Below are 26,215 nucleotides of genomic sequence, written 5' to 3'. Positions count from 1 at the left end.
ATTTAAATAGAAATACCCTCCCCCAAAAAAACAAATAAAAATAATTAATAAACTTCAAAAAATTTTATTTTAAATATATTCAATAACGACTATTGCAATATTATTTAATTCTGATAAAACTGTTTTCGGGTTTTAATCAAAATTAAGTTTTATTTTTTTTGAAACAAAAATCCGAAAGCTGGACATAAATAATGATAAATGCCCATATGAGCGTTATTCTCAAAGGAGATGAGCCAAATGAAATATCTATTGCCTTCAGCAGCCGCTGGGCTGCTATTGTTAGCTTGCCAACCGACAATGGCGGCTAATACGGGGGGTTATGCGACTACAGATGGCGGCGACGTATCTGGCGCCGTAAAAAAAACCGCACGTTCTTTGCAAGATATCGTCGATATCATTGAAGCGGCGAAAGAAAATGATAGTGGTAATAAAGTCAAAGGAGGCGCCTATCCACTGGTTATTACCTATAACGGGAATGAAGATGCGCGGATCAAAGCCGCTGAAGCTGATATTTGCGGGCAATGGAGCAAGCCTACCCGCAGCGTTACGATCAAGGAGTTCACCAAAGGGATCACGATCATCGGCACCAATGGTTCTTCAGCCAACTTTGGTATCTGGATTATCAATTCATCTGATGTCGTGGTACGCAATATGCGTTTTGGCTACATGCCTGGCGGGGCGAATGATGGAGATGCTATCCGCGTCGATAACTCACCCAATGTCTGGATCGACCACAACGAGATTTTTGCCAAAAACTTTGAATGTTCCGGTACGCCGGACGGTGATACCACGTTTGAATCAGCCGTGGATATCAAGAAAGGAGCCACCAATGTCACAGTCTCTTACAACTACATTCACGGCTACAAGAAAGTGGGTCTGAGCGGATCAAGCTCCAGCGATACCGGTCGTAACCTGACTTACCATCACAATATTTACAGCGATGTGAATGCACGTCTTCCATTGCAGCGTGGCGGCCAGGTGCACGCCTATAACAACTTGTATACCGGCATCACCAGCTCCGGTCTGAACGTTCGTCAGAACGGTATCGCGCTGATTGAACGTAACTGGTTTGAAAATGCGAAAAACCCGGTGACATCACGTTACGATGGTTCCAACTTCGGTACCTGGGAATTGCGTAACAACAACATCACGAAACCTGCTGATTTCGCGACCTACAATATTACCTGGGATAAAGACTCCAAGCCCTACGTCAATGCCGAGGATTGGAAAAGCACGGGTACTTTCCCTGCCGTCCGTTACAGCTACTCACCGGTAACGGCGCAGTGCGTGAAAGATCAGCTAGCGGATTACGCAGGTGCAGGCAAAAACCTGGCAGTGCTGACCTCTTCCGACTGTAACTAAAAATCAACCGCATTTTGCTCTCACTCAGAGAGGAAAGACGGAACACGTTTGGGCGAGATCTTCGGATCTCGCCCATTTTTTTGGGATTTATTTAAATCGATCAAATACGCGCTATCGATTGCGCTCACTCACAGACAATAACAGGCGCCGACATAAACCCATCACAACTTTTATCTCTTCGCTTGCCGATTAAATTTTATTCATATTTTAGCCAAAAGTTCTCAAGCCCCTATGTAACACGCCGATAACATATAGTGAACCACCCATTTTTTTATGGACAACCTATCAGCCCGCATTTTCCCTGCCGGCTTATACGCAGGGAGGCTAAATCAGAGGTCTCTTCGTCAGAGATTATAGAAATTATAGATTTACCAGGGCTTGAATCATGAATTTTATTCGTAATACCAAAATCAGAACCATGATGGTGCTTATCCTCATTCTGTTTTCATTACTATGGGGAGGCGTCTCGGCATTTGCCTTATATTCCTTAAACCAACTGACTACAGAACTGAACCTGACCGGCGTTCAGCAAAATAATGGCGATATTATCAATGGCGCCAGTGGGCAATACTATCGCGCTAAAAGTGCATTGGATCGTGCGGTTGAAGCCATGGAGCAACACAATGCTGCCGCCGTCGATGAGGAAATGCGCAGCGCCGCTACTGAAATCGCCGGCCTCAAGGCCGGTCTGGAAGCGTTCCAGGTTACCGACCACGCCAATATCGATCAGGCCACTATCGATATTATCTACAATAGCTCCTATCAGTTGTTCAGTCAGGCTATCGTGCCGATGTACGACGCCATAAAAGCGGAGCGTCTGGATACGTTTTTCCAGCTTTCCAACCGTGACTACCGCGATCTGCGCGGAAATTTCACCACTGCCATCGACCAATACAACGGGGTGATCGCTCAGTTGAAGAGCGAAGCACAGGCACGCATTAATAATTGGGTAAGCCTGTGTCAGAAAATGCTGATCGCCGCGTTGATCGCCGGCTTGATCATCGTCCTGTTGACGGACCGCTATCTGGCGAAATTTGTCGTTCGTCCACTCGAACTGATCCAACAGCACCTTCAGATCCTTTCTGTCGGCCAGTTGCATACCCGTCTGGAAGAAGTTGGGAAGAATTGCGTCGGCAAATTGATCCCGTTCGTGCAGCAGATGCAGGCAAACTGGGTCAAAACCGTTTCCGAAATTCGGATGAGCGCTGAGGAGATCTACCGTAGCTCGGGCGAAATCGCTACTGGCAACACTGATCTTTCTTCTCGTACCGAAGAGCAGGCTTCCGCGCTTGAACAGACCGCCGCCAGCATGGAAGAGCTAAGCGCCGTCGTCAAACAAAACGCCGACAACGCCAGTCAAGCAAGCGTACTGGCGCAGAACGCCTCGAAAACCGCTAATAACGGCGGCGATATCGTTGGCGGCGTGGTCAAAACGATGAGCAATATCTCCGGGAGTTCACAGAAAATTTCCGACATCACCAGCGTGATCAACAGTATCGCCTTCCAGACCAATATTCTGGCATTGAACGCCGCGGTGGAAGCCGCGCGCGCGGGTGAACAAGGCCGCGGTTTCGCCGTGGTCGCCAGCGAAGTGCGTAACCTCGCTCAACGCAGTGCGCAGGCAGCGAAAGAGATTGAAGGTCTGATTGTCGAATCGGTCAATAACGTCAAGGTCGGTTCAGAACAGGTGGCGCTTGCAGGCAACGCGATGGAAAACATCATGAAAGCCGTCACCAACGTTACCGACATCATGGGAGAAATCGCTTCGGCATCAAGCGAGCAAAGTAAAGGCATTAGTCAGGTTGGCGAAGCTATTGTGGAAATGGATAGCGTGACGCAGCAGAACGCCGCGCTGGTTGAGCAATCAACCGCCGCCTCCGCGTCGCTGGAAGAGCAGGCCCGCCATCTGACACAGGTCGTATCTATTTTTAAACTGTCTGCCGAGACAGAAGCGAAAACCAGCGATATTGCGCACAAATCAACCCAGCCAATGGCTGCTCTGGCGCCGAAAAAAACGCCGGTCGCCAACGGTAACACGAACTGGGAAACCTTTTGATACTGTCTTGACGCTAACCTGATGCGCCAGAAAACCAACTTTTTCGTCTGTCTGATGTGCGACGATGGAAAAGCCAAATAATACCCCGGCCATCTCCATCAGGAGGTGGCCGGGGCGAATGGAGGGGATATCAGGGCAGCACTTTCGCCGATTGGATCATGATAGGTTTGGTCGGCACGTTCTGATAAGGGCCGACATTTTCAGTCTGCACTTGCGAAATTTTATCCACTACTTCCATACCCTTCACCACCTTGCCAAAGACGGCATAGCCGAAGTCACGTTGACCATGATCGAGAAACGCGTTATCCGCCACATTGATAAAGAACTGGCTGGTCGCGCTGTCTTTTTCTGCCGTGCGCGCCATGGCGATAGTGCCGCGCAGGTTACGCAAACCGTTGTCCGCTTCGTTTTTGATCGGCGGATTAGGCGCTTTCTGCTTCATATCGCTGCTAAAGCCTCCGCCCTGGATCATAAAGCCGGGGATCACACGATGAAACGTCGTACCATTATAGAAGCCGCTGTTAACGTACTCGATAAAGTTTTTCACCGAAACCGGTGCTTTTTGATTATCCAACGCCAGTTCAATATCCCCGGACGAGGTGGTCAGCAGGACGTTCGTGATGCCGGAAGCGGCAGATACCGGAGAAAAAGCAGCCAGTGAAATAAAGGCCGCCGCAGCAACCAGAGTACGTTTAAACATGAGAATTCCTTTTTGAAGAGGCCAACTACAGAAAGCGTAATGATTGTAAATATCCATACACTTCAAAGCCACCCATTTACCTTTTTTTACGTACTACACTCTGTTTGTAACCAGCTGTAAAGCGACAATGGGAAACGCAATTCTATCCCATTCGTTCCGAACGCACAGCCAGATCGCGGCTATACTGGCGGCTGGCGTCCACCAGCATCGTGGTATAGACGTTCTTTGGCGTATCGCGGGTTAAATCGCCGGTTTCCAGCGTTTCGAGTATTCGCCCGTATTGCATCACCGCGACGCGATCGCATAAATGGGCAATAACGCCAAGATCGTGCGTCACCAACAGATACGTTAATCTCTCCTGCTGTTGCAATTCAGCCAGCAGATTCAGAATTTCCGCCTGCACGGAAACATCCAACGCCGAGGTCGGTTCATCCAGCAATAGCACCCTGGGTTCCAGAATCAACGCGCGGGCAATGGCCACGCGTTGACGCTGACCGCCCGAAAGCTGGTGCGGATAACGCCGGCGAAAATGTGTTCCCAACCCTACTTTCTCCAGCAACGCATCGATACGATCATCGCGATCGTTAAAACGGTGGATGGACAGCGGTTCTTCCAGGATCGCCTCCACCGTATGACGAGGATGCAGCGAACCGTAGGGATCCTGAAAGACCATCTGCACTTGACGACAACGCGCCTGATCGATACGGTGCGCCAGTTGCTGACCATCAATCAGCAGACTTCCCCGCCAATGATTGAACAATCCGGCCAGACATTTCAGCACGGTGGTTTTCCCCGAACCGGATTCGCCGACCAGACCAAAAATATCGCCATCGTCAACGGTCAGGTTCACATCATACAGCACCTGATTTTGGGTACTTCCCTGACCAAACGACAGATTAAGGTTATTCACTTCAATCATCGGTTTGTGCAGATTCAGCGCTTCAGCAGTCATGATGATTCTCCTATCCATTGAGCCAGGCCGGATCGCGGTTCATCACCGGTAAACGTGGACGCGGGTGATCAATATCCGGTAACGAATTCAGTAAGCCTCGGGTATAAGGATGCTGCGCGTTATCCAGATCGGCGGCGGCAATGGACTCCACCACTCGCCCGGCGTACATCACCAGCACCCGATCGCAAAAGCTGCGCACCAGATTGATATCATGGCTGATGAAAATCAGCCCCAGACCGCGTTCGCCAACCAGATCGTCGAGCATCGCCAACACCTGCAAGCGCACGGAAACATCCAACGCCGACGTCGGTTCATCCGCAATCACCACTTCCGGTTCGGTAATCAACATCATTGCGATCATGATACGTTGTCCCTGCCCGCCGGAGATTTCATGTGGAAACAGACGGTAGACCCGTTCCGGCTGGCGGATACGCACCACTTCCAGCATCGTCATGACTTTTTGCTTCGCTTCCTGGCGCGAAACGCGGTGATGAGCCAGATAAGCTTCGGCGATCTGATCGCCGACGCAAACCACCGGATTCAGCGAATATTTCGGGTCCTGCATAATCATCGACATCCGCTTGCCGCGGATCTGACGCATGCGGACTTCGTCCGCGGTTAACAAATCCGTGTCGCCGAAACGCAATTTATTCGCGGTGATACGGGCGCTATGAGGATGCAACCGCAACAGCGCGCGGCCGACCGTGGATTTACCGGAACCGGATTCACCGACAATCGCCAGTTTTTCACAGCCCAGGGTAAAAGAGACGCCGCGCACAGCATCGGTAACCACGCCGCCATTGACGAAACCAACCCGCAGATTTTCAACATCCAGCAGCGGTTTCGCCTGCGGCGTAAGGTGGGAAAGATTATTCGGTTCTGGGATCAAGGATGTCACGTAGGCCGTCTCCAAGGAAATTGAACGCCAGGCTGTTGATCAAAATCGCCAGCCCCGGAATAGTCACCAACCACCAGCACTCCATCATGTAACGACGCCCGGCTGAAATCATCGCGCCCCATTCAGGATCGGGCGGCTGAGCGCCTAACCCCAGGAAGCCCAGTCCGGCGGCCGTCAGAATGATACCCGCCATATTCATAGTGATACGGATAATCACCGATGGCAGGCACAGCGGCACAATATGATGCAACAAGATGCGCGCGGAAGAAGCGCCTTGCAGTTTCACGGCGCACACAAAATCGGCGTGGCGCAACGACAGCGTTTCCGCCCTTGCCAGGCGCGCAATCGGCGGCCAGGCCGTGAGCGTAATCGCGATCACCACATGTTCCAGCCCCGGCCCCAGCGCCGCGACAAAGGCCAGCGCCAACACCAGACTGGGGAAAGAAATGAAGATATCGGTGATGCGCATCAGAATGGTATCGACGATACCGCCGTAATACCCCGCGACCACGCCAAGCAACAGGCCGATCGGCCCGACCGTTACCGACACCAACGCCACGATATACAACGTAATGCGCGAACCATAAACCAGTCGGCTAAACACATCCCGGCCAAACTCATCGGTGCCGAACCAATGGGCGGTGCCGGGCGCCTGTAATGCATTGGCCAGATCCTGCGCTAGCGGATCGTGCGTGGCGATCCACGGCGCGAAAACCGCCACCAACATTAACATCAGCACAATCGCGGAACCTATCGCCGTCAGCGGGTTACGCGCCATCAGCAGCAGGAACCCGGCGATCCGCGCACCACGCTGTTTCAGACGATTCACACGCTTTTCCGGCGGCGTGCGAACGATTGATCCACCGGCAATCGGCGGTTCAGAGGAAAGATTCATGCGTTCGTCCTCGGATCAAAGAGTTGATACAACATGTCCGACAGCAGATTGAGAGTGACGAAAATCAACCCCACCAGCAGGACACATCCCATCACCGCGTTCATATCGCCCAGCAGCAGGCTGCTGGTAAGATAAGAGCCAAAACCCGGCCACGAGAATACCGTTTCTATCAGCACCGCGCCTTCCAGCAGCGAACCATAAGCCAGCGCCACTACGGTCAGCAGTTGCACCAGAATATTGCGGAACGCGTGAGCCCAGACGACCCGGAATTCAGACAAGCCTTTAACTCGCGCGGTAATAATGTACTCCTGCGAAAGTTGCGCCAGCATAAAGCTGCGCGTCATACGGCTGATATACGCCAGAGAGTGAAACCCCAAAATGGTGGCGGGCAGCAGCAGATGGTTCAGGGCGCTGCGAAATACCTCCCAGTTCCCTGCCAGCATGGAATCCAACAACAACAGGCCGGTGCGCTTCTCCACCAGACCGTCATACGCCATGTCCACGCGTCCGGCGCCGCCGACCCAGTTGAGCCAGGCATAAAACACCAGCAATCCCATCATCCCGACCCAGAATATCGGTGTGGAATAGCCAGCCAGACTGATAAAACGCACCACGTAATCCGCCCATTTGCCGCGCCGTGCCGCCGCCAGCACGCCCAGCGGCACGCCTAAACCGGCGCCGACGATAATCGCCAGCGTCGCAAGCTCAACAGTGGCGGGGAAAACCCGGATAATATCGTCCATCACCGGTCGTCCGGTCAGCAGCGCATTGCCCAAATCTCCCTGCATGAGCGCATTGAAGTAAATAAAAAATTGTATATACAATGGTTTATCCAGCCCCAGTTGCTGATAAACCTGTTGATAGGTACTTTGGTCGGCATCCTGTCCGACAATCGCCAGCACCGGATCGATAGGCATCACGCGGCCAATCACAAAAGTCAGGATCAATAACCCGAATAACGTGACGGCAACCTGAAACAGACGTTTTGCCAACCGGCGCGCTACGCCGCCCGGCTTGATCCAATCAGAGAAAACCATATGTTCTTTCTCCTGATACCCCGGTTAGCAGCGACGTTAAACCACTACTAACGCGGTTATGTCGTGTTTGACGTTTCTGGCGGGTGATTAGATGCAAGCCAATCACCCGCGTAACCTGAGCGAGAAAGCTAACGCTGTTTATAGACCTCGCGCAGTTGTGTGGTGGAGGACGGATGCGGCACATAACCTTTCACGTCTTTGCGCAACACCACGGAATCGACCATCTGTGACACCGGAATGATGGCCGGGAACAGTGCGTCATAACGATTCTGGATGTCGATATACATCTGCTTCTGTTTCTGCGGATCTTTCTCCAACAGCGCCTGATCGATCATGTCGTTCAAGGGTTTATCGTAGAAAGACGTACGCCAGCCCTGAAAGTTGGTCAGTTTGGCTTCGTCGCTGTTATTCGGGTTGTAGACCACCGATCGCAGGCTGGAGTGAGGATGCGGATCGACGCCGCCGCCGCCGCGCCCAACCAGCATGTCGAATTTACGATCGCGCATCGCGCCGTAAACCTGATTACCGGTGCCGGAGAGAATTCTGGCTTTGATACCAGCCTGCGCCAACGTTGACTGCACCGAGGTAGCCAGATTCAGGAAAGGCTGATCCGACAGCACGCGCAGCGTGGTTTCAAATCCGTTCGGGTAGCCCGCCTCCGCCAGCAGCGCTTTCGCCCGCGCCACATCCAACTGGTAACCCGGATTGGGTAACGTCGCATCCATCCCTGCCTGGATCGGGCGTTGATGATAGAAGCCGTAGCCGGGCATCACGGTGTTATTGATGCCGTCGTAGTCAATGAGATAACGAACCGCTTCGCGCACTTTGGGTTTTGCGAAGTACTCATTCTTCAGACTCATCGCCACATAATACATTGAGCCTTTTTTCACCTCATCAACGACAACGTCTTTGTCCCGCTTTAGCGCATTGATATCCGGCACCGACATGCCGGAAGCCACATCAATATCGCCCTTTTCAATCATCAGGCGCAGCGCCTGTGACTCGGTCATATGGCGGAAAATGACGCGTTTCATTTTGGCGTCGCCATGCCAGTTGCCTTCCACCCGGCTGATGCGCAGCACATCTTTCGCCTGCCAGACATCCAGCTTAAACGGACCGGAACCCGCCTCGTTGGTGGTCAGCCAGCCGTTGCCCCAATCGCCGTTTTTTTCGTGCTGCATGACGGTTTTGCTGTCCAGCACCGATCCGCTGCCAAGCGTCGCCAGCGAATAGATAACCAGTTTGGGATCGTTCGGTTTGGGCAGTTCGATTTCCACCGTATGGGGGTCTTTGGCGCGGATCATTTTCTCCACGTTCTGCGCCGTAAACCCATAGGATTTCCAGGTTGTGGCCTGCGCCATATTGAGGTTGAGCAAGCGTTTCATCGACCAGACGAAATCTTGCGCCGTCACCGGATTACCGGAATGAAACGTTGCATTGTCCACCAGATTAAACGTAATGACGTTGCCGTCATCACTCACGCTCCAGCTTTTCGCCAGAGACGGCAGAACATTGTTCAGGTTGGCCGGATCGAGCACCACCAGCGAGTCATACAGATTGACGATAATGCCCACCACTTCATTGCCGGTCATTGCCGCCGGATCGAGCGAGAGCATGTTGTTCATATTCATACCGACGATCAGTTGATCATCCGGCGTTTTGGCTGACAGCATGGCCGGTGTTACGGTCATACACAGGGTACTTAATAGCAGGGTACGTAGTATTGCGCGTGCTTTCATTACTCTTCTCCTGATGTGGAAGGATGGAAGACGACAACTTTTTATTTTTTAAGGGTATTTTCTTTCAGACCTGACGTTCTATGCTTTACTTAGCGTATGCTCCTCAATCCAGTCAAAATTGATATCCTCACCTAATCCCGGTCGCTGAGGCAGATGCACAAAACCCTCGTCATCCATCGGATCGACAATCGTATTCAGATAGGCTGCGGGTTCATCGTAATTGAGGAAGGGGTGCAACAGGCCGCGTTCGTACCAGCGGCAGTTCTTGATGGCGCCGACCACGGCCAGATTGGGCGCCCCGTTGCCATGAATTTCGCAATCCATACCAAAGGCTTCAGCAAGACTGGCGACTTTCATACACGGCGCAAGACCGCCGACACCCTGTACGCCCGCGCGTAAAATATCGCATGCCCCCTCTTTCACCCAATCCGCACGGCTGAAGTACTTGCCTGACAGACTTTCCGGCCCAATCACATCAATATCCAGACGTTTGCTCAGCCAGCGGTAAGACGCCATGCTCTGCTCCTCCATCGGCTCTTCAAACCAGGCGAAGTCCAGCTTCTGTAGCTCACGACCGATATACAGCGCATCGCTGCGGCTGTACCAGTGGTAGCCATCCAGCATCAGACAAATATCCGGACCGACGGCTTCACGCACCGCGGCGCACGCTTTCACATCCATTTTCGGGCTAGGCGCGAAAGATACCGGCGGCATCCAGGTGTGCAGCTTGATCGCTTTATAACCGCGCCGCACCAGTTTTTCGGCGAACTGGCCATACTCGTCCGGGGTGGACAAACCGCCTTCCAGTTCATCGCCGCACATGGTGCTGCCATAGGCCGGCACTTTTTCGCGGTATCCGCCCAGTAGCTTATGAACCGGCATATTCAGCACGCGCCCTTGCAGATCCCACAGCGCCGATTCGACAATCGACAATGCGCGATCGGTCAACTGGTTGGCGCTGCCGCGCTGCCAATGCACCAGATCCTGCCACAGGCGCTCACGATCAAACGGGTTTTGTCCGATCAGGACCTTACGGAAAAACGCATTCACAATATGCGGACGGATCACTTCCGGCGGCGCGAAGGCATAACCTTCCTGCCCATCGCCTGAGCGCATGGTCAGCAGGGCCATTTTCGCCTGATTTTCCTCCCCCGGATGTGAATGCCCCGCGCTGTCGGATACCCGGCGCGTAGGATAAGTAAAGACGGTGACATCAATTGATTCTATTTTCACGTTGTTACCTGCCTTGATATTTAACACAACACATGTACAAAATTTGGCCGTTAAAAACGATATTCTGTGTGGATAAGGACATGATATCTCTGCGTTGCCGCTCTGCCATTGCATCAGCGCGATCAATATCACAGAAAAAGAAATTACGTGTTAATTAAAGAAAAATGGCGTTTTATTTTTAATTATTCCGGTTATTAGCCGGTTAGTCATTAGGCATTTTCTTTCATATGAAGAAATTATGGCGCGGATTATTGGGCAAATGCCCACCTTCTTGTGAGCATTATCACTGGAGAAATCTGAAACCGGCATGAACAGGCGTTGATGCGTTGATGAAGACCGATATCGCGCCTAGCCAGCGCCAAATGATTAATACTTAACAAAAGCAGATTCTTAAATAACTCTTAAAATCACAGATATACAAAATCTTTGTCGATAAAATCCCCGCCAATACCTATCAGCCGCCTCCCTACGGCAAATAAGACACCAAGGAAGCATTTATTCATCGCCGGGCGCGCCCTTACCGTTGATAATGGATTGCCGTTGATAACGGACTGTCATTGACATCACGCGACGCATCCTGCCGTCAGGCGGGATATTCTTTAGTTTGGGTTGATCACGAGTATAAAGAGGCATCACATGGATTACCTGCCAATATTCTGCCAGTTACGCGGTAAACATTGTCTGTTGGTCGGCGGCGGCGAAATCGCAGAACGGAAAGCGCGCCTGCTGCTCAATGCCGGAGCGATGCTTACGGTAAACGCCATCAGCTTCAATGAACAGTTTATGGTCTGGCGGGAAGCCAGCCAGGTCACGCTGGTGCAGGGTAGTTTCGATCCTGAATTACTGGAGTGCGCATGGCTGGTTATTGCCGCCGCTGACGATCAGGATATCAACAGGCAGGTTTACGAACACGCCAGCCGGTTGCGGATCTTCTGCAATGTGGTCGACGATCCCCGGAACGCCAGTTTTATCATGCCGTCGATTGTTGATCGCTCGCCGCTGATCGTCGCCATATCGTCCGGCGGCACGGCGCCGGTTTTGGCGCGTCTGCTGCGGGAAAAGCTGGAAAGCATCCTGCCCCAGCACCTTGGCAAACTGGCGACGCTGGCGGGTGAACTACGCCAACGCGTAAAAAGTCGTTTCCGGCATTCAGGCACACGCCGCCGCTTCTGGGAAAAACTGTTCATTCACGACAGACTGGCCCAGGCGTTGGCGAATCACGACAGCATCAGCGCACAACAACTGACCGAGCAGCTTTTTTCCGCGCCGCTGGATGACAGAGGCGAAGTGGTGCTGGTCGGCGCCGGTCCGGGGGATGCGGGATTGCTAACGCTGAAAGCCTTACAGCATCTGCAACAGGCGGATATTGTGGTCTATGATCGGCTGGTTTCCGACGAAGTTCTGAATCTGAGCAGACGTGATGCCGAACGTATCTTTGTGGGTAAAGCGTCTGGCTGCCACACCATTGCCCAGGAACAGATTAACCAGTTACTGAAAGAAAAAGCGCTGGCCGGTAAACGGGTCGTGCGGCTGAAAGGCGGCGATCCCTTTATTTTTGGCCGCGGCGCCGAAGAACTGGAGCACCTGCAACAAGCGGGTATCCCGTTTTCCGTCGTACCCGGCATCACCGCCGCCTCTGGCTGTGCGGCCTACAGCGGCATTCCCCTCACTCACCGCTATCATTCGCAAGGAGTGCGACTGATAACCGGCCATGTCCGGCATGATAGCGAACTCGACTGGTCCAGTCTGGCGGGCGAAAAACAGACCCTGGTGTTCTACATGGGGCTTCAGCAGGCGGAATACATCCAGAGCAAACTGCTGGAACAGCAGCTACCTGCCACCGTACCGGTTGCGCTGATCGAAAACGGCACCTCAACCACGCAGCGGGTTTTTACCGGCCAACTATCACAACTTGGCGAACTGGCGAAACAGGCGGTAAGCCCAAGTCTGATTATCGTAGGGAGCGTTGTCGGCCTGCGGGAAAAACTGAACTGGTTTGCTCATCAGACGAAATAACGCCGTCCCGCCTCGTCAATCGAACGCGACCTGATATCAGGTCGCCGTTGATCTCGCGCACGCACACAGCACAACGTTTTCTGTAATGGCATAACAATGCGCTTTTTTCACTTCCTTGCCTGCCCAGGCATTATTTTAGTGCTTTACCCTAGGCGGTATCTGTCTTATTTTGACTAAACGCAAATTCATTAATAAGCAGGCTATATGAATAATTAGTCAATCATCCTGACGTAAAACGTGGCCAACCATTGATTAGGTTGTTAATCAACTGGCGGTAGGCGTCTGAATGATTCACAACGCGTCGTTATACCTCTACATCATCGTTCCCGAACAGGGTGTGCGGTCCTCTGATCACAAAAATCGTTCTGTTCATCTCGTTTTCATGACAGAACAATAAGAAGTTGGGAGCTATTTGTGGAAGACATGACTTTCTGGCAACTCATCAGTTTTGGTGAAAATGGCTGGGGGAAATTATTACTGATCGGCACAGGTATGACGCTTGGGCTGGCAAGCGGCGGTTTTCTGCTTGGCGCACTCATCGGCACCCTCGGCGCCTGGTCAAAAATCTGCGGCAATCGTCCGATTCGCTATCTGGCTGACGGCTATACCACCATCATCCGCGGCATCCCGGATTTGCTGATTATCTACCTGCTATATTTTGGCGGCAGTTCCGCTTTAACCCTAATAGCCAAACTTTTTGGCAGCCAGGGGTTTATCGGTTTCCCCGGTTTTCTCGCTGGGATTGTGGCCGTCGGCATCTCTTCAGGCGCACAACAAACGGAAGTCTTTCGCGGCGCGTTCTACGCCGTTTCTCGCGGTGAAATCGAAGCTGCCAAAGCCTGCGGCATGTCCACGCTGCTGCGCCTACGGCGTATCATTGCGCCGCTTTTGCTGCGTCATGCCATTCCATCGCTGGGCAATGTCTGGCAATTAGTACTGAAAGCCTCCGCGCTGGTTTCGGTTACCGGCGTCGCGGAACTGCTGACACAAGCGCAGACCGGCGCCGGCTCAACGGGCAAACCGTTTGATTTCTTTATGGCCGCGGCCTTGCTGTACCTGATTATCTCTATCTGCTCCGGCTGGATCATGCGTCGGGCGGAGTCCTATTATTCCCGGGGTGTGAAACGCTGATGGATTTTCCTTTTATTTACGCAACGTTTCTGGAAATTATTCCCGGTATTCCGCTCACGTTGCAACTCGCCATCGGCTCGGTATCGTTCGGTTTCTTTCTGGCGTTGGGGCTGGCATTGATGCAGCTTTCTTCTTACCGGTTGTTGCAAGCCTTTGCGCGAACCTATGTGCTGTTCTTCCGCGGTACGCCGCTGCTGGTGCAACTGTTTCTCATCTATTACGGATTGGGCCAATTTGTCTGGGTGCGGGAAAGTATGCTGTGGCCGCTGCTGCGTGAACCTTATTGGTGCGCGCTGCTGTCACTCAGTTTATGTACCGGCGCTTATGCCAGCGAAATCATCCGCGGCGGATTACAATCCGTCCCCGCAGGGCAAATCGAAGCGGCCCGCGCCTGCGGCATGTCTCGGCACATGATTTTCAGACGCATTATTTTCCCATTGGCGATCCGTCAGGCGCTGCCCGCTTACGGTAATGAATTGATCTCGATGATCAAATCAACCTCACTGGCATCCATTATCACGCTGATGGAAATTACCGGCATCGCGGCGCGCATCATTGCGGAAACTTACCGGGCGTTGGAGGTTTTCCTGATTGCCGGCGCTATCTATCTGTCTATCAATCTTGTCCTGACACGTTTGCTGATGTGGGCCGAATTCAAAATGACCCCGCATTTGCGTGCGCCCGTCGCACTGACGACGGCAAAAAAAATTAAGAAACTGGGAGATCTTCAATGACCACGCCAGCAATCCGCCTGCACAATATTCATAAACGCTTTGGTTCTCTGGAAGTGCTGAAGGGGATCTCGCTTGAAGCCAGTCAAGGAGAGGTGATTTCCATTCTCGGTTCATCCGGCTCCGGGAAATCCACCCTGCTGCGCTGCATTAATATGCTGGAGCTTCCCGATCAGGGAGAGATCATCGTCGCAGGCGAATCCATCGACATGAAGCCTAACCGCAAAGGGCAAAACCGGCCATCAAATCCGAAACAGATTGATCGCATACGCAGTCAGCTTGGTATGGTCTTTCAAAACTTCAACCTGTGGTCACATAAAACGGTACTGGAAAATATCATTGAAGCGCCGGTACATGTGTTAAAACGCCCGCCGGCTGAATGCGTGGAACACGCCGAGCAATTGCTGGAAAAAGTCGGTCTGGCGGAGAAGCGGCATTACTACCCTTCTCAGCTTTCCGGCGGTCAGCAGCAGCGCGCTGCGATTGCCCGCGCACTGGCGATGGCGCCCAGAGTGATGCTGTTCGACGAACCGACATCGGCGCTCGATCCCGAACTGGTCGGCGAAGTGCTGCGCGTCATGCGCACGCTGGCCGACGAGGGGATGACCATGCTGGTGGTCACCCACGAAATGGATTTCGCCCGCGAAGTCTCTAACCGCGTGGTGTTCCTGCATCAGGGAGAAATTGAAGAACAAGGCACCCCGGAGCAGGTTTTCACCGCCAGTCAATCGGCCCGCTTCAGGCAATTTATTGCCAGTTGGTAAGCCATCTATTTGCTAGAAAATTAAAATATAACACCGGGAGAATACCCTTATGTTGAAGTCAAAATTAAAAATGATCGCCTGTTCACTGTGTCTGGCAAGCACGCTGGCCGCGTCTTTTACCGCCTCGGCGGAAGGGAAGAAATGGACCACAGTACGCATCGCCACCGAAGGCGCTTTCCATCCTTATAATTTTACCAAGCCGGATGGAACGCTGGATGGCTTTGAGATCGATATGTATAAAATTCTGTGTGACAGCATGCAGGTGAAGTGCGAGATCATCGTGCAGCCCTTTACCAGTACCATCCCGGCACTGAACGCCGGTAAGTTTGACGCCATTATTTCCGGTATGTCCGCTACCGAGAAACGCCGCCAGATTATCGATTTCAGCCAGCCTTATACACAGACGGGGCAGACTTTCGCGGTTCTGGCTTCCAGCGAACTGGCCAAAGCATTGCCTGACGGCGGAAAACGTTTCTCTCTCAAACCGGCTGACGAAGCCGCCGCATTAGCAGAAGTCGAGAAGTTGAAACCACTGCTGAAAGGTAAAACTATCGGCGTGCAATCCGCCTCAATCGCCAGTACGTTTCTGGATAAATATCTCAAGGGCGTTATGACCGTGCGTGAATACAAAACCACGCAGGAACACGATCTGGATCTGAAAGCCGGGCGTGTCGATCTGGTTATTGCCTCCGCCGCCTACCTGAAAGGCATTACTGAAAAACCTGGTAACGCCGACATCGTTACGCCGGGTCCGCAGTTTATCGGCGGCATTCTGGGAAGCGGATCTTCCGTCGGCTTGCGTAAGAGCGATCCTGAATTAAAAGCGATGTTTAACGCCGCCATTGAGAAAGCTAAAAACGACGGCACGCTGAAAAAACTAAGTGAAAAATGGTTTGGCATGGATACATCACCACTCTGAGTCTCTCAGAACATGAATCCCCATTTCCTTGTCATGACAAAATGAAGAGCATCTAGCGCATGAACCCAGTACCGACTGAAAAGAGATTGCCGCCAGTCAATCGGCAAACCGTGGAAGAACTTTGCGGATTAATTGCGGCTAAACGGCAGCAGTTTTTTACCCTGAGTGATGGCATATGGGACACGCCGGAGTTGAACTATCAGGAATATCGTTCTGCCGCACAACATGAGGCGACGCTGAAAGCAGAAGGTTTTCGCCTGACGCAAGGCATTGCCGGTATGCCCACCGCATTATTGGGTGAATTTGGCGCAGGAAAGCCCGTCATCGCAATCCTCGGCGAGTATGATGCGCTGCCAGGATTAAGTCAGCAGGCGAATGTCGCAGAACCCGCGCCGCTGGAAAACGGCGGCAACGGACACGGCTGCGGACATAACCTGTTAGGCACCGCCGCATTACAGGCCGCGACAGCCGTCAAGGATTACCTGCAAAAGCACGCGATGCAAGGAACCGTTCGTTTCTATGGCTGCCCGGCGGAAGAAGGCGGGTCGTCGAAAGGCTTTATGGTCAAGGCCGGCGTATTTGACGATGTGGATATCGCGATCTGCTGGCACCCGGCGACCTTTACCGGCGTCAACAGCCCGGTATCGCTGGCCTGCAACGAACTGAATTTTCACTTTAAAGGGCGGGCATCGCATGCCGCCAGCAGTCCGCATCTTGGACGCAGCGCGCTTGATGCCGTCGAGTTGATGAATGTCGGCGTTAACTATATGCGCGAGCATATGCCCTCTTCCGCCCGCGTACATTACGCCATCACCGATAGCGGCGGTCACGCGCCCAACGTAGTGCAGGCGAATGCCACCGTCAGATATCTGGTGCGGGCGCGTCAGTTGCCGGAATTGCATCAGTTGGTCAAACGGGTGAAAAAGATCGCCGAAGGCGCCGCGTTGATGACGGAAACCGAAGTCAGCCACGAAGTGATTAGCGGTGACGCCAACCTGATCGGCAATCCGCCGCTGGAACAGCGTATGCATGAACATTTGCTGACGCTGGGGCCGATTGAGTTTGATGAACACGATCGCCAACTCGCCGCTAAATTTCAGGCCGCGATGACCGCGGAAGACATTGCGAACTCTTACGCGCGGTTTGGGGTAGAACCGCAGCCGGATCTGGCGTTGCACGATGGCATCTATCCGCTTTACAGCCCTAATGAAGCCTTTATCGGCTCTACCGATGTGGGAACCGTAAGCTGGGTGGTGCCAACCGTACAGATCCGCAGTGCGACCTATGCGATCGGCACACCGGCCCACTCATGGCAATTGGTTGCGCAGGGTAAAACGGCAGCAGCGCACAAAGGGATGGAATATGCGGCTAAAGCGATGGCATCGCTGGCTATCGATCTGATGTTGACGCCGGATTTGATCGCTCAGGCCAAAGCAGACCATCAGGCCTGGCTCCAGAAAACGCCGTTCGAGAACCCAATCCCGGATGACGTGTTTCCACCACTGCCGCAATGATTGGAATAAAGCAGTCAGCGTCTTGAAGACGAGTAATTAAATCAGGAGGCCAGCGCCTCCTGATTTTTAACGTTTACGGACGGGAAACAAATCCAACCGCGTCATATACTTTTTTCAACGTTACCTGCGCGCGAGCGCTGGCTTTTTCCGCTCCCTCACGCATCACCTGCTGTAAAAAGGCTTCGTCAGTGCGGAAACGATGATAACGCGCCTGCAATTCCGTCAACATCCCTGACACCGCCTCAGCGACGGCGCCTTTCAGGTGACCATACATTTGACCGCTGAACTCCTGCTCCAGTTCGGCAATGGTTTTTCCCGTCACGCCAGACAGCATATCCAACAAGTTGGATACACCGGCTTTATTGACGATATCGTAGCGAACAACTGGCGGCTCATCGGAATCCGTTACCGCGCGTTTGATCTTCTTCACCACCGATTTCGGCTCTTCCAGCAGACCAATCACATTGTTACGATTATCGTCCGACTTGGACATCTTCCTGGTCGGGTCCAGCAGCGACATTACGCGAGCACCGGATTTCGGTATAAACGGTTCCGGTACTTTAAAAATGTTTTCACCATACAAACTGTTGAAACGCTGCGCGATATCGCGGCTCAGTTCCAGATGCTGTTTCTGATCTTCGCCCACTGGCACCTGAGTGGTTTGGTACAACAGGATATCCGCCGCCATCAAAACCGGATAATCAAATAGCCCCGCGTTAATGTTTTCTTCGTAACGCGCTGATTTATCTTTAAATTGCGTCATACGGCTCAATTCGCCGAAATACGCATAACAGTTCAGCACCCAACTCAGTTGACTATGTTCCGGTACATGAGACTGAACAAAAATGGTGCTCTTCTTCGGGTCGATCCCACAAGCAAGATAAAGCGCCAGCGTATCCAGCGTCGCTTTGCGCAACTGTTGCGCATCCTGACGTACCGTAATGGCGTGCAAGTCAACGATGCAATAGATGCAATCGTAGTCATCCTGCATATTCACCCACTGACGTAACGCACCCATGTAGTTACCAATGGTCAATTCCCCTGACGGTTGTGCACCGCTAAATACAATGGGTTTACTCATGCTAATGCTTCCTGATTTTTTGAAGATGACGGCCCGACAAGGGGCAAGAGATCGGCAAAACGATCCAGCACGATGTCTGGACGACTCAATTCGATCGCTTCGCCATAGTTATATCCATAAGTCATACCGACGCAGGGGCAGCCGGCAGCCTGAGATGCCTGAATATCATTACGCGAATCGCCAACAAACAGTAACTCGTCGGCGCGTAACCCCAACGTCCCCAGAACCAGATACAACGGCGCGGGGTGCGGCTTTTTCACCACCACATCGTCGCCGCCGATAATCAGCGAAAAGTATTCGCCAATACCCAGCGACGTCAGTAACGGCGCGACGAATGGCGTAGGTTTGTTGGTCACGACAGCCATTGGAAAACCACGTTGCGCCAGGGTCGCCAGCGTTTCTTTCACCTGAGGAAAGAGCGCGCTGCCGCGCTCCACGGTTTCAGCATAATAGTGGTCAAACTGTTTACGCGTTTCACTACGCCGCTGCGCGGTCGGTTCAACGCCCGCCCAACGCAGCGCTCGCTCAACCAACATATCCGCGCCATTGCCAATCCAGGTTGCAACCCGCGCCTCGCCTGCCGCCGACAAAGATTGCGCCAGCAAAGCGAGATCCATCGCGGCAGCCAGTCCTGGCGCGCTATTGATCAACGTGCCGTCCAAATCAAACGCCAGCCCGCGGATCGACGTCATGTCAGCCATGATTCACCCTGGCGACTTCAGCGCGCATCCGCTCAATGACGTCCCGGTAATCCGCTGCGCCAAAAATAGCCGAACCCGCCACAAACATATCCGCGCCAGCCGCGGCGATATCGCCGATGTTATCCACTTTGACGCCGCCATCCACCTCAAGGCGAATGTCATAACCGCTGTCGTCAATCCGCTTGCGTACCTGACGCAGTTTATCCAGGGTTCCCGGAATAAAGGATTGGCCGCCAAAGCCTGGGTTGACGGACATCAACAGAATGATGTCCAGTTTATCCATCACGTAATCGAGATAGCTGAGCGGCGTTGCCGGATTGAAAACCAGCCCCGCTTTACAGCCATGATCTTTAATCAATTGCAGGGAACGATCGATATGTTCCGAGGCTTCCGGGTGAAAAGTAATGAAACTCGCGCCCGCCTGGGCGAAATCGGGAATAATGCGATCAACCGGTTTCACCATCAGATGCACATCAATCGGGGCGGTAATGCCGTAATCGCGCAACGCTTTTAGCACCTGCGGGCCGATGGTCAGATTAGGCACATAGTGATTGTCCATCACATCAAAGTGCACCACATCAGCCCCGGCGGACAATACGTTGGCGGTATCCTCGCCAAGCCGGGCAAAATCCGCCGACAGAATAGACGGGGCGATTAAAAATGATTTCATTCGCTTCTCCAAACGATAAAGTCCGAATCTCTGCTGTCGGCGCTTGCGTTTACCCACCTTCCGATCAGCAATGGTTATTAACAGCCAATCATCTTTCGTTGGTTTTAACCCCGCTTACTGCCGATCAATTAACAATACAGGGCTAATAATTCGTTTACTTTACTACGACCAAGAATATTACTGCTAATCGTCCGACGCGCTTTGACCACATAAAGTGAGGCATCCTGATACCATTCACGGGTCAGTACCGTATCATGATTGGAAATGAGCACCGGGATCTGGTTTTCAACCGACAAGCGATGCGCCAACCTAGCCAGATTCTTCTGATCGACATGGTTGAAATTATTGGTGTGATACGCCGTAAAATTCGCAGTCGCCGACAAAGGCGCATAAGGCGGATCGCAATACACGACTGAACCCGGCGCCGCCTTGTTCAGCGTTTGCTGATAATGTTCACAGACAAAGGTCGCACTTTTGGCTTTGAATGCAAACCAGCGAATTTCCTCTTCTGGAAAATAAGGCTTTTTGTAACGTCCGAACGGAACATTGAATTCGCCGCGCATGTTATAACGGCACAGGCCGTTATAACAATGGCGGTTCAGATAAAGGAACAATACCGCGCGACGATAAGCGTCTCGACAAAGATTAAACTCTTCGCGCAGCAGGTAAAACGTCGTGGAGGTATTGACTTCCTCGGTAAACAACTTGCGAGAGTCACGTACAAACTCGTCAGTATTTGACTTGACGATGTTATACAGATTGATCAAATCGCTATTGATATCGGCCAATATGTAGTTGTCGTATTCTGTATTCAGAAACACAGAACCCGCACCAACAAAGGGCTCGATAAGGCAGTCTCCTGCGGGTAAATAGCGACGAATCTCTTCTACCAGCGGATACTTACCACCAGCCCATTTTAAAAAAGCGCGGTTTTTCTTCATGCCGTCGTTAGTTACTCATACGTGTCAGAGCCGCGGATTGTACTCTGTGTCAGACAGCACATCAGGGCTAAAATTGGTGTTACTTATTCAAGTCCTGCTTCACCTGACGGATCGGCTTAACCCATGGTTTTTTCGCTTGTACATCAGCAGGCAATGTAGCAATAGCCCGTTTTGCTTCAGCGGAGGAAGCATAGACTCCAGTGACTAACACATACCAGGATTTTCCATCACGTTTAGTTTCATAAACCCACGAATGGGTCAGGTTATGCTGTCTGGCGTAGGCTTTCAGCGTATCTGAACGGGATGCGCTACTCAGTTGCAAAGTAAAGTGACTGGCCGGCGCGTTTTGGATCGCGCTGCCCGATGCGGAAGATGTGCTCCCCGCATTTGCCGACTTGCTGGTCGCCGCTTTCGGCGTGCTCGTCGTCGCAGGCTTGCTGGTACTGTGAGTATTTTTTTCCGCAGGTGCGCGCGCAGGCGTCTTTGCGGCAGGAGCGAGCGTCGCCGGAGCCGTAGGCAACGAGGTGCCCGCGCCCTGGGATAATGCGTTGACGCGATCCTGCTGCTGGGTAAGCGCGTCCGTCATATTACCCGGCAATTCAATGCGCTGCTGACCGCTCGGCGTCGGCTGTATGGCGGCTTGCGTTGGCGTACCGGCAATAGGCGGCGCACTCAGCGTTTGCGGCGCAGGCGCGGCGGCATCGCCGGCACCCGCCGCCGGGGTTTCCGTTGACGTGGCAGTCGGTGAGTCTGACGTCATGGTAGTCGACGAGGAGAGGTCGATACGTTTTTCAGCGCCGCTTTGACCTTGAGTGTGAGATTGTCCTTGAACCTGAGGCGTTTCTGGACGAGAAGGCGCCTGTAAAGCGGAACCAATCCCAATAATCAGCAATACCAGCACCAAAATCCCGATACCGATCATCAGGTGTTGTCTGGAAAGCGTGATTTTCGGTACGGAAAAACGGCTGTTTTTTTGCTGACGTGTGGGCCGACGGTCACTGGCGTCAGGCTTCAGCTCATCTTCCGGTTTAAACTCATCCATTTACAACCCTCCAACTGAAAGGCTAAAACTCGCGACATGCTCGCCGTCACGAATTGTTAAATCATAATGCATTGTATTTTATTAACCATAAACCATCGTCGCTCATCTGTCGTTAACACTTGTTATTTCGTTAACATCCCAGAGAGCTTCTCAGGCAAGACAATCCGCTATCGACGCCAGCACAGTGTCATGCGCCACGCCGCCACGAACTTCGGAACGACCAATAGCCGTCGGCAGCACCAGACGCAGTTCACCCGCAAGCACCTTTTTATCACGCATCATATGGGGAAGATAAGATTCCGGCGTCATCTGTTGCGGCCCATTGACCGGCAAACCAGCGCGAACCAGCAACGATTTGATACGTTCGATATCACCGACGGCAAACTGTCCGAGACGACGGGCAGTTTGGGCCGCCATTACCATACCGGCGGCAACCGCTTCGCCATGCAGCCAATTGCCGTATCCCATTTCCGCTTCAATCGCGTGGCCGTAGGTATGCCCAAGGTTAAGCAACGCCCGCATGTCGCTCTCTCGTTCATCGGCGGCGACAACGGCGGCCTTTAGTTCGCAACAACAGCGGATACAGTAGGCCAACGCATCAGGTTGCAGTGAACGAACCGCTTCAATGTTCTCTTCCAGCCAGACAAAAAAATCGCCATCCAGAATAATGCCGTACTTAATGACTTCCGCCAGTCCTGACGACAATTCGCGGGCAGGCAAGGTATTCAGGCAATCCAGATCGATAACCACCGATGCCGGTTGGTAGAACGCGCCGATCATGTTTTTACCCAGCGGATGATTCACCGCGGTTTTACCACCGACAGAGGAGTCCACCTGCGCCAGCAGCGTGGTCGGCACCTGGATAAAACGAACGCCGCGCTGATAGCTCGCGGCCGCGAAACCGGCAAGATCGCCAATCACACCGCCGCCCAGGGCAACGATGGTGGTGTCGCGACCGTGCGGCTTGGCGAGCAATGCGGTAAATACCTGATCTAATACGGTCAGGGATTTGTATTTCTCGCCATCTGGCAAAATGACCTGATCAACATGCACCCCGTTTTGCTCAAGCACACGGCGGACACGTTCAAGATAAAGAGGGGCCAACGTCTGGTTGGTTACCAGCATGGCCTGTTCCCCGGCCTGCAACGGCATAAAAGAAGCCGAATCATCAAACAATCCGGCGGCTATCGTAATGGGATAACTACGTTCCGCTAATGTTACGGTAATTCTTTCCATGCTCGTTCAATAGCCTGTTTAGAATCAGCATGATACAAAAAATCATGCAATAAAATCAGTTACTTTCCAGCATATTGATGATCTGGTTGGCAACTACCTTGGCGCTCTGTTCGTCAGTTCGGATAGTGACATCCGCGATTTCCTCGTACAACGGATTCCGCTCTCTCGCCAACTCTTCCAGAACTTCACGCGGCGGTGTTTCAACCTGAAGCAACGGACGCTTTTTATCGCGCTGAGTGCGGGCAAGTTGCTTTTCGATCGTCGTTTCCAGATACACGACAACACCACGCGCGGAAAGACGATTGCGCGTCTCACGTGATTTAACCGAACCGCCCCCTGTCGCCAGGACAATACCTTGTTTCTCCGTCAATTCATTAATGACTTTCTCTTCACGATCGCGGAAACCTTCTTCGCCTTCCACATCGAATACCCAGCCCACATCAGCCCCGGTGCGTCGCTCAATTTCTTGATCGGAGTCGAAAAACTCCATATTGAGTTGCTGAGCTAACTGACGGCCAATAGTGCTTTTGCCGGCACCCATAGGCCCAACCAGAAAGATATTGCGTTTCTCTGCCATGTTTTTTGGTATTACTAAGACAATTCGTTAATGATAACCCGCCCCGCCAATCAACCCAGCGACGGGACCTAAACTGAAACCTCATGAGCGATAGTGCGAGAATCAGACAAAAAATTATCTCAATACTCAGGGTGGTTTGGCAACCGAATAAAATGTCACACATTATCCAGGCGGATAATATCGTGTGTTTTATCGACATTTTCGGTGGAACAACACTTCTGTGCTCAATTCGCTAACCCTTGTAAGCTAAATCCGCCGCAGCGTCAAACTTAGAAGGCATGAATCAATCAAAATATTGCGCCGCTTTCATGAAAATGTCCCTTACAAACGGAGAATAAAACGGTTTTTTTACGACAACGGCGGGATTAAGGTTGGCGTGATAAAAATAACCAATTCCCGCCGGGTGCGTTGCTGAGCATTATTTTTGAATAAATTCCCCACTACGGGAATCTTCCCTAACGCTGGCACCTGACGATAACGGTGCTTCTTCTGCTGCTGGAAGATCCCTCCCAAAACAATGGTTTCGCCATCGGCCACCGTGACTTGCGTTTGTATTTCCTGCTTATCGATCGCCAGCGCTTCGCCGTTGTCACTCTGCTTTATCGTCTGTCCCGGCATATTCTGACTGATTTTCAAATTTAGCGTGATGCGTCCGGTCCGCTGGACACTGGGCGTCACCTCCATCCCCAGCACGGCTTCCTTAAACTCAATTGATGTCGATCCACTGGCGCCGCTGGAAACCTGATAAGGAATTTCTGTTCCCTGTTTAATGCTGGCCGTCTGCTGATGAGCGGTAAAAAGCCGTGGGCTGGCAATGATTTCAACCTGATTTTCCTGTTCCAGCGCCATTAACTCCAAATCAAGCAAGCGCCCATTCAACCGCGCCAGATGAAACCCGGCCTTTATTGCTGGCGTATCAACAGGCAGACCGACGTTGAAATTATTCAGCCGCAACGCCCTGTTTGTCGCTTCACCGGTTCCCAGCCCCCAATTGACGCCCAGTTCTTGCAGATTCTCACTGCTGATCGTCACGATATGCGCCGCCAATTGCACTTGTGATAACGGCAAATCCAGTTCATTTATCCAGGGCTTGATCTGCGCCAATACCGCCTCGGTATCGCGAATCAGCAACGTATTGGTTCGCTTGTCCACCGTCACACTACCGCGCTCCGTCAGCAACGTGCCACGTTGCGCCAGCACGCTGCCTGCCACTTCGTCGGCTTGTGCATACTTCAGCGTGACAGAGAGATTCTGCAACGGTTGCTGTTGCGTTTGTCGGGCCAACCGTTCCTCTTTTTGACGCTCGACGGTTTCGAGATGTGCCGCAGGATAGATCAGCAACACACCGCCATCACGCTCCATCGTCAACTGCCCCATGCGCAACACGATATCCAACGCCTGCCGCCAGGGGACATCCACCAGTCGCACGCTCAGTTTGCCTGCAACGCCGGGGGCAACCACCAGATTCAATTGCTGATGGTCTGCCAATGCCTGAAGTACCCGCTGAACAGGAGAATCCTCAAACGCCATGGATATCGGTTCTTCCGCCCTGGCGGGAACCGCCAGACAGACCAACAGTAACATTCGTGCCATGACTTTCCCTACCAGCCAACGCTCCATAACTTTCCTTGTGTTCCTATTGCGCAACATGCTTATTCATAAACGGTGATGCCAGAGAAACCGTCATTGGCGAGCCATCGCAGGCTCCGGCTTGTGTCACCGTCGTTAATCGCATCCCCGCGCTATCCAGTTGGCTAACCTGCCAACGCCCCGGCGGGATCACTTCACCCTGTTTCAGTTTCAGCCACAGCGCATCTGACTGCGCCAGCCACCCCACCCAATGGTTACCGGCGCCTATCACGCCTTTCAGTTGCCAGTGCCGCGTCACATTCAACGGGGAACAGACCACAGAGGATGAAGGGTGAAAAGGATCGCGCGGGATGCCTGTCGCGTTGCCCTGCGCAGCGGCGAAAGCAAACCAGGCCGCGGACGCCAGCATCATGCGCACGCCATTGTTCAC

24 protein-coding genes are annotated in these 26,215 nt (G+C 52.6%); 8 read left to right on the top strand and 16 right to left on the bottom strand.

Annotated elements, in window-relative coordinates; genetic code table 11:
• Positions 1 to 237: 237 nt before the first annotated feature.
• Positions 238 to 1,362 carry a polysaccharide lyase gene (locus NC856_RS10335; protein ID WP_264090349.1) on the top strand — a complete coding sequence of 375 codons (1,125 nt, stop codon included), beginning with the start codon at positions 238 to 240 and terminating at the stop codon, positions 1,360 to 1,362.
• 385 nt (positions 1,363 to 1,747) lie between these two features.
• Positions 1,748 to 3,418, top strand: a complete 1,671-nt coding sequence (locus tag NC856_RS10330; RefSeq protein ID WP_264090348.1) for a methyl-accepting chemotaxis protein — start codon at positions 1,748 to 1,750, stop codon at positions 3,416 to 3,418.
• A gap of 130 nt (positions 3,419 to 3,548) precedes the next feature.
• Here the strand turns inward: NC856_RS10330 and ppiA are convergent, their stop codons facing one another.
• From ppiA to NC856_RS10295, 7 genes are all read right to left on the bottom strand, one after another.
• Positions 3,549 to 4,118 (bottom strand): peptidylprolyl isomerase A, encoded by a 570-nt coding sequence (gene ppiA / locus NC856_RS10325; RefSeq protein ID WP_264090347.1) that lies wholly within the window; start codon positions 4,116 to 4,118, stop codon positions 3,549 to 3,551.
• Between the two features lie 142 nt (positions 4,119 to 4,260).
• Complete coding sequence (locus tag NC856_RS10320) at positions 4,261 to 5,037, bottom strand: ABC transporter ATP-binding protein (protein WP_264090375.1); 777 nt, start codon at positions 5,035 to 5,037, stop codon at positions 4,261 to 4,263.
• Positions 5,038 to 5,080: 43 nt separating this feature from the next.
• Positions 5,081 to 5,968, bottom strand: a complete 888-nt coding sequence (locus NC856_RS10315; protein ID WP_404802323.1) for an ABC transporter ATP-binding protein — start codon at positions 5,966 to 5,968, stop codon at positions 5,081 to 5,083.
• Entirely contained in the window at positions 5,940 to 6,863 is a 924-nt protein-coding gene (locus tag NC856_RS10310) for an ABC transporter permease (RefSeq protein ID WP_264090346.1), read from the bottom strand. The genes NC856_RS10315 and NC856_RS10310 overlap by 29 nt, the downstream gene beginning before the upstream one ends.
• Positions 6,860 to 7,900, bottom strand: coding sequence for an ABC transporter permease (locus tag NC856_RS10305; protein ID WP_264090345.1), 1,041 nt, complete (start codon positions 7,898 to 7,900; stop codon positions 6,860 to 6,862). Before NC856_RS10305 ends, NC856_RS10310 begins: the two co-directional genes overlap by 4 nt.
• 128 nt (positions 7,901 to 8,028) lie before the next feature.
• Entirely contained in the window at positions 8,029 to 9,639 is a 1,611-nt protein-coding gene (locus NC856_RS10300) for an ABC transporter substrate-binding protein (protein ID WP_264090343.1), read from the bottom strand.
• A gap of 78 nt (positions 9,640 to 9,717) precedes the next feature.
• Positions 9,718 to 10,872: a mandelate racemase family protein gene (locus NC856_RS10295; protein WP_264090342.1), complete on the bottom strand. Its 1,155-nt coding sequence runs from the start codon at positions 10,870 to 10,872 to the stop codon at positions 9,718 to 9,720.
• Positions 10,873 to 11,508: 636 nt separating this feature from the next.
• Between NC856_RS10295 and cysG the strand changes: the two genes are divergently transcribed.
• From cysG to NC856_RS10265, 6 genes are all read left to right on the top strand, one after another.
• Positions 11,509 to 12,888 carry a siroheme synthase CysG gene (cysG, locus tag NC856_RS10290; protein WP_264090341.1) on the top strand — a complete coding sequence of 460 codons (1,380 nt, stop codon included), beginning with the start codon at positions 11,509 to 11,511 and terminating at the stop codon, positions 12,886 to 12,888.
• Between the two features lie 414 nt (positions 12,889 to 13,302).
• Positions 13,303 to 14,019, top strand: a complete 717-nt coding sequence (locus tag NC856_RS10285; protein WP_318841729.1) for an ABC transporter permease — start codon at positions 13,303 to 13,305, stop codon at positions 14,017 to 14,019.
• On the top strand, positions 14,019 to 14,753 hold the full coding sequence (locus NC856_RS10280) for an ABC transporter permease (RefSeq protein ID WP_264090340.1): 735 nt from the start codon (positions 14,019 to 14,021) through the stop codon (positions 14,751 to 14,753). The genes NC856_RS10285 and NC856_RS10280 overlap by 1 nt, the downstream gene beginning before the upstream one ends.
• On the top strand, positions 14,750 to 15,514 hold the full coding sequence (locus NC856_RS10275) for an ABC transporter ATP-binding protein (RefSeq protein ID WP_264090339.1): 765 nt from the start codon (positions 14,750 to 14,752) through the stop codon (positions 15,512 to 15,514). Before NC856_RS10280 ends, NC856_RS10275 begins: the two co-directional genes overlap by 4 nt.
• 49 nt (positions 15,515 to 15,563) lie before the next feature.
• Positions 15,564 to 16,433, top strand: a complete 870-nt coding sequence (locus NC856_RS10270) for a transporter substrate-binding domain-containing protein (protein WP_264090338.1) — start codon at positions 15,564 to 15,566, stop codon at positions 16,431 to 16,433.
• A 59-nt stretch (positions 16,434 to 16,492) separates the two neighbouring features.
• Positions 16,493 to 17,947, top strand: coding sequence for a M20 family metallopeptidase (locus tag NC856_RS10265; protein ID WP_264090337.1), 1,455 nt, complete (start codon positions 16,493 to 16,495; stop codon positions 17,945 to 17,947).
• Positions 17,948 to 18,020: 73 nt separating this feature from the next.
• Here the strand turns inward: NC856_RS10265 and trpS are convergent, their stop codons facing one another.
• The 9 genes from trpS to NC856_RS10220 all read right to left on the bottom strand — a co-directional run bounded on the left by trpS (position 18,021) and on the right by NC856_RS10220 (position 26,215).
• Complete coding sequence (trpS, locus tag NC856_RS10260; RefSeq protein ID WP_264090336.1) at positions 18,021 to 19,028, bottom strand: tryptophan--tRNA ligase; 1,008 nt, start codon at positions 19,026 to 19,028, stop codon at positions 18,021 to 18,023.
• Complete coding sequence (locus tag NC856_RS10255) at positions 19,025 to 19,729, bottom strand: phosphoglycolate phosphatase (RefSeq protein WP_264090335.1); 705 nt, start codon at positions 19,727 to 19,729, stop codon at positions 19,025 to 19,027. Before NC856_RS10255 ends, trpS begins: the two co-directional genes overlap by 4 nt.
• Positions 19,722 to 20,399, bottom strand: a complete 678-nt coding sequence (rpe, locus tag NC856_RS10250; RefSeq protein WP_264090334.1) for a ribulose-phosphate 3-epimerase — start codon at positions 20,397 to 20,399, stop codon at positions 19,722 to 19,724. Before rpe ends, NC856_RS10255 begins: the two co-directional genes overlap by 8 nt.
• A gap of 128 nt (positions 20,400 to 20,527) precedes the next feature.
• Entirely contained in the window at positions 20,528 to 21,340 is an 813-nt protein-coding gene (gene dam / locus NC856_RS10245; protein WP_264090333.1) for an adenine-specific DNA-methyltransferase, read from the bottom strand.
• Positions 21,341 to 21,419: 79 nt separating this feature from the next.
• The gene (locus tag NC856_RS10240; RefSeq protein ID WP_264090332.1) at positions 21,420 to 22,382 is read right to left on the bottom strand and encodes an SPOR domain-containing protein; all 963 of its coding nucleotides are present in this window, start codon (positions 22,380 to 22,382) and stop codon (positions 21,420 to 21,422) included.
• A 150-nt stretch (positions 22,383 to 22,532) separates the two neighbouring features.
• A complete protein-coding gene (aroB, locus tag NC856_RS10235) occupies positions 22,533 to 23,618 on the bottom strand; it encodes a 3-dehydroquinate synthase (protein WP_264090331.1) in 1,086 nt (361 codons plus the stop codon).
• A gap of 55 nt (positions 23,619 to 23,673) precedes the next feature.
• Entirely contained in the window at positions 23,674 to 24,195 is a 522-nt protein-coding gene (gene aroK / locus NC856_RS10230; protein ID WP_113867471.1) for a shikimate kinase AroK, read from the bottom strand.
• A 348-nt stretch (positions 24,196 to 24,543) separates the two neighbouring features.
• Entirely contained in the window at positions 24,544 to 25,788 is a 1,245-nt protein-coding gene (gene hofQ, locus NC856_RS10225; protein ID WP_264090330.1) for a DNA uptake porin HofQ, read from the bottom strand.
• Between the two features lie 43 nt (positions 25,789 to 25,831).
• Positions 25,832 to 26,215 carry a HofP DNA utilization family protein gene (locus NC856_RS10220; RefSeq protein ID WP_264090372.1) on the bottom strand — a complete coding sequence of 128 codons (384 nt, stop codon included), beginning with the start codon at positions 26,213 to 26,215 and terminating at the stop codon, positions 25,832 to 25,834.

The sequence above is a fragment of the Brenneria izbisi genome, from assembly GCF_025840185.1.
GTDB lineage: Bacteria > Pseudomonadota > Gammaproteobacteria > Enterobacterales > Enterobacteriaceae > Brenneria > Brenneria izbisi.
The sequence above is the reverse complement of the archived record's forward strand: the minus strand, read 5'-3'. Positions and strand labels throughout refer to the sequence as shown.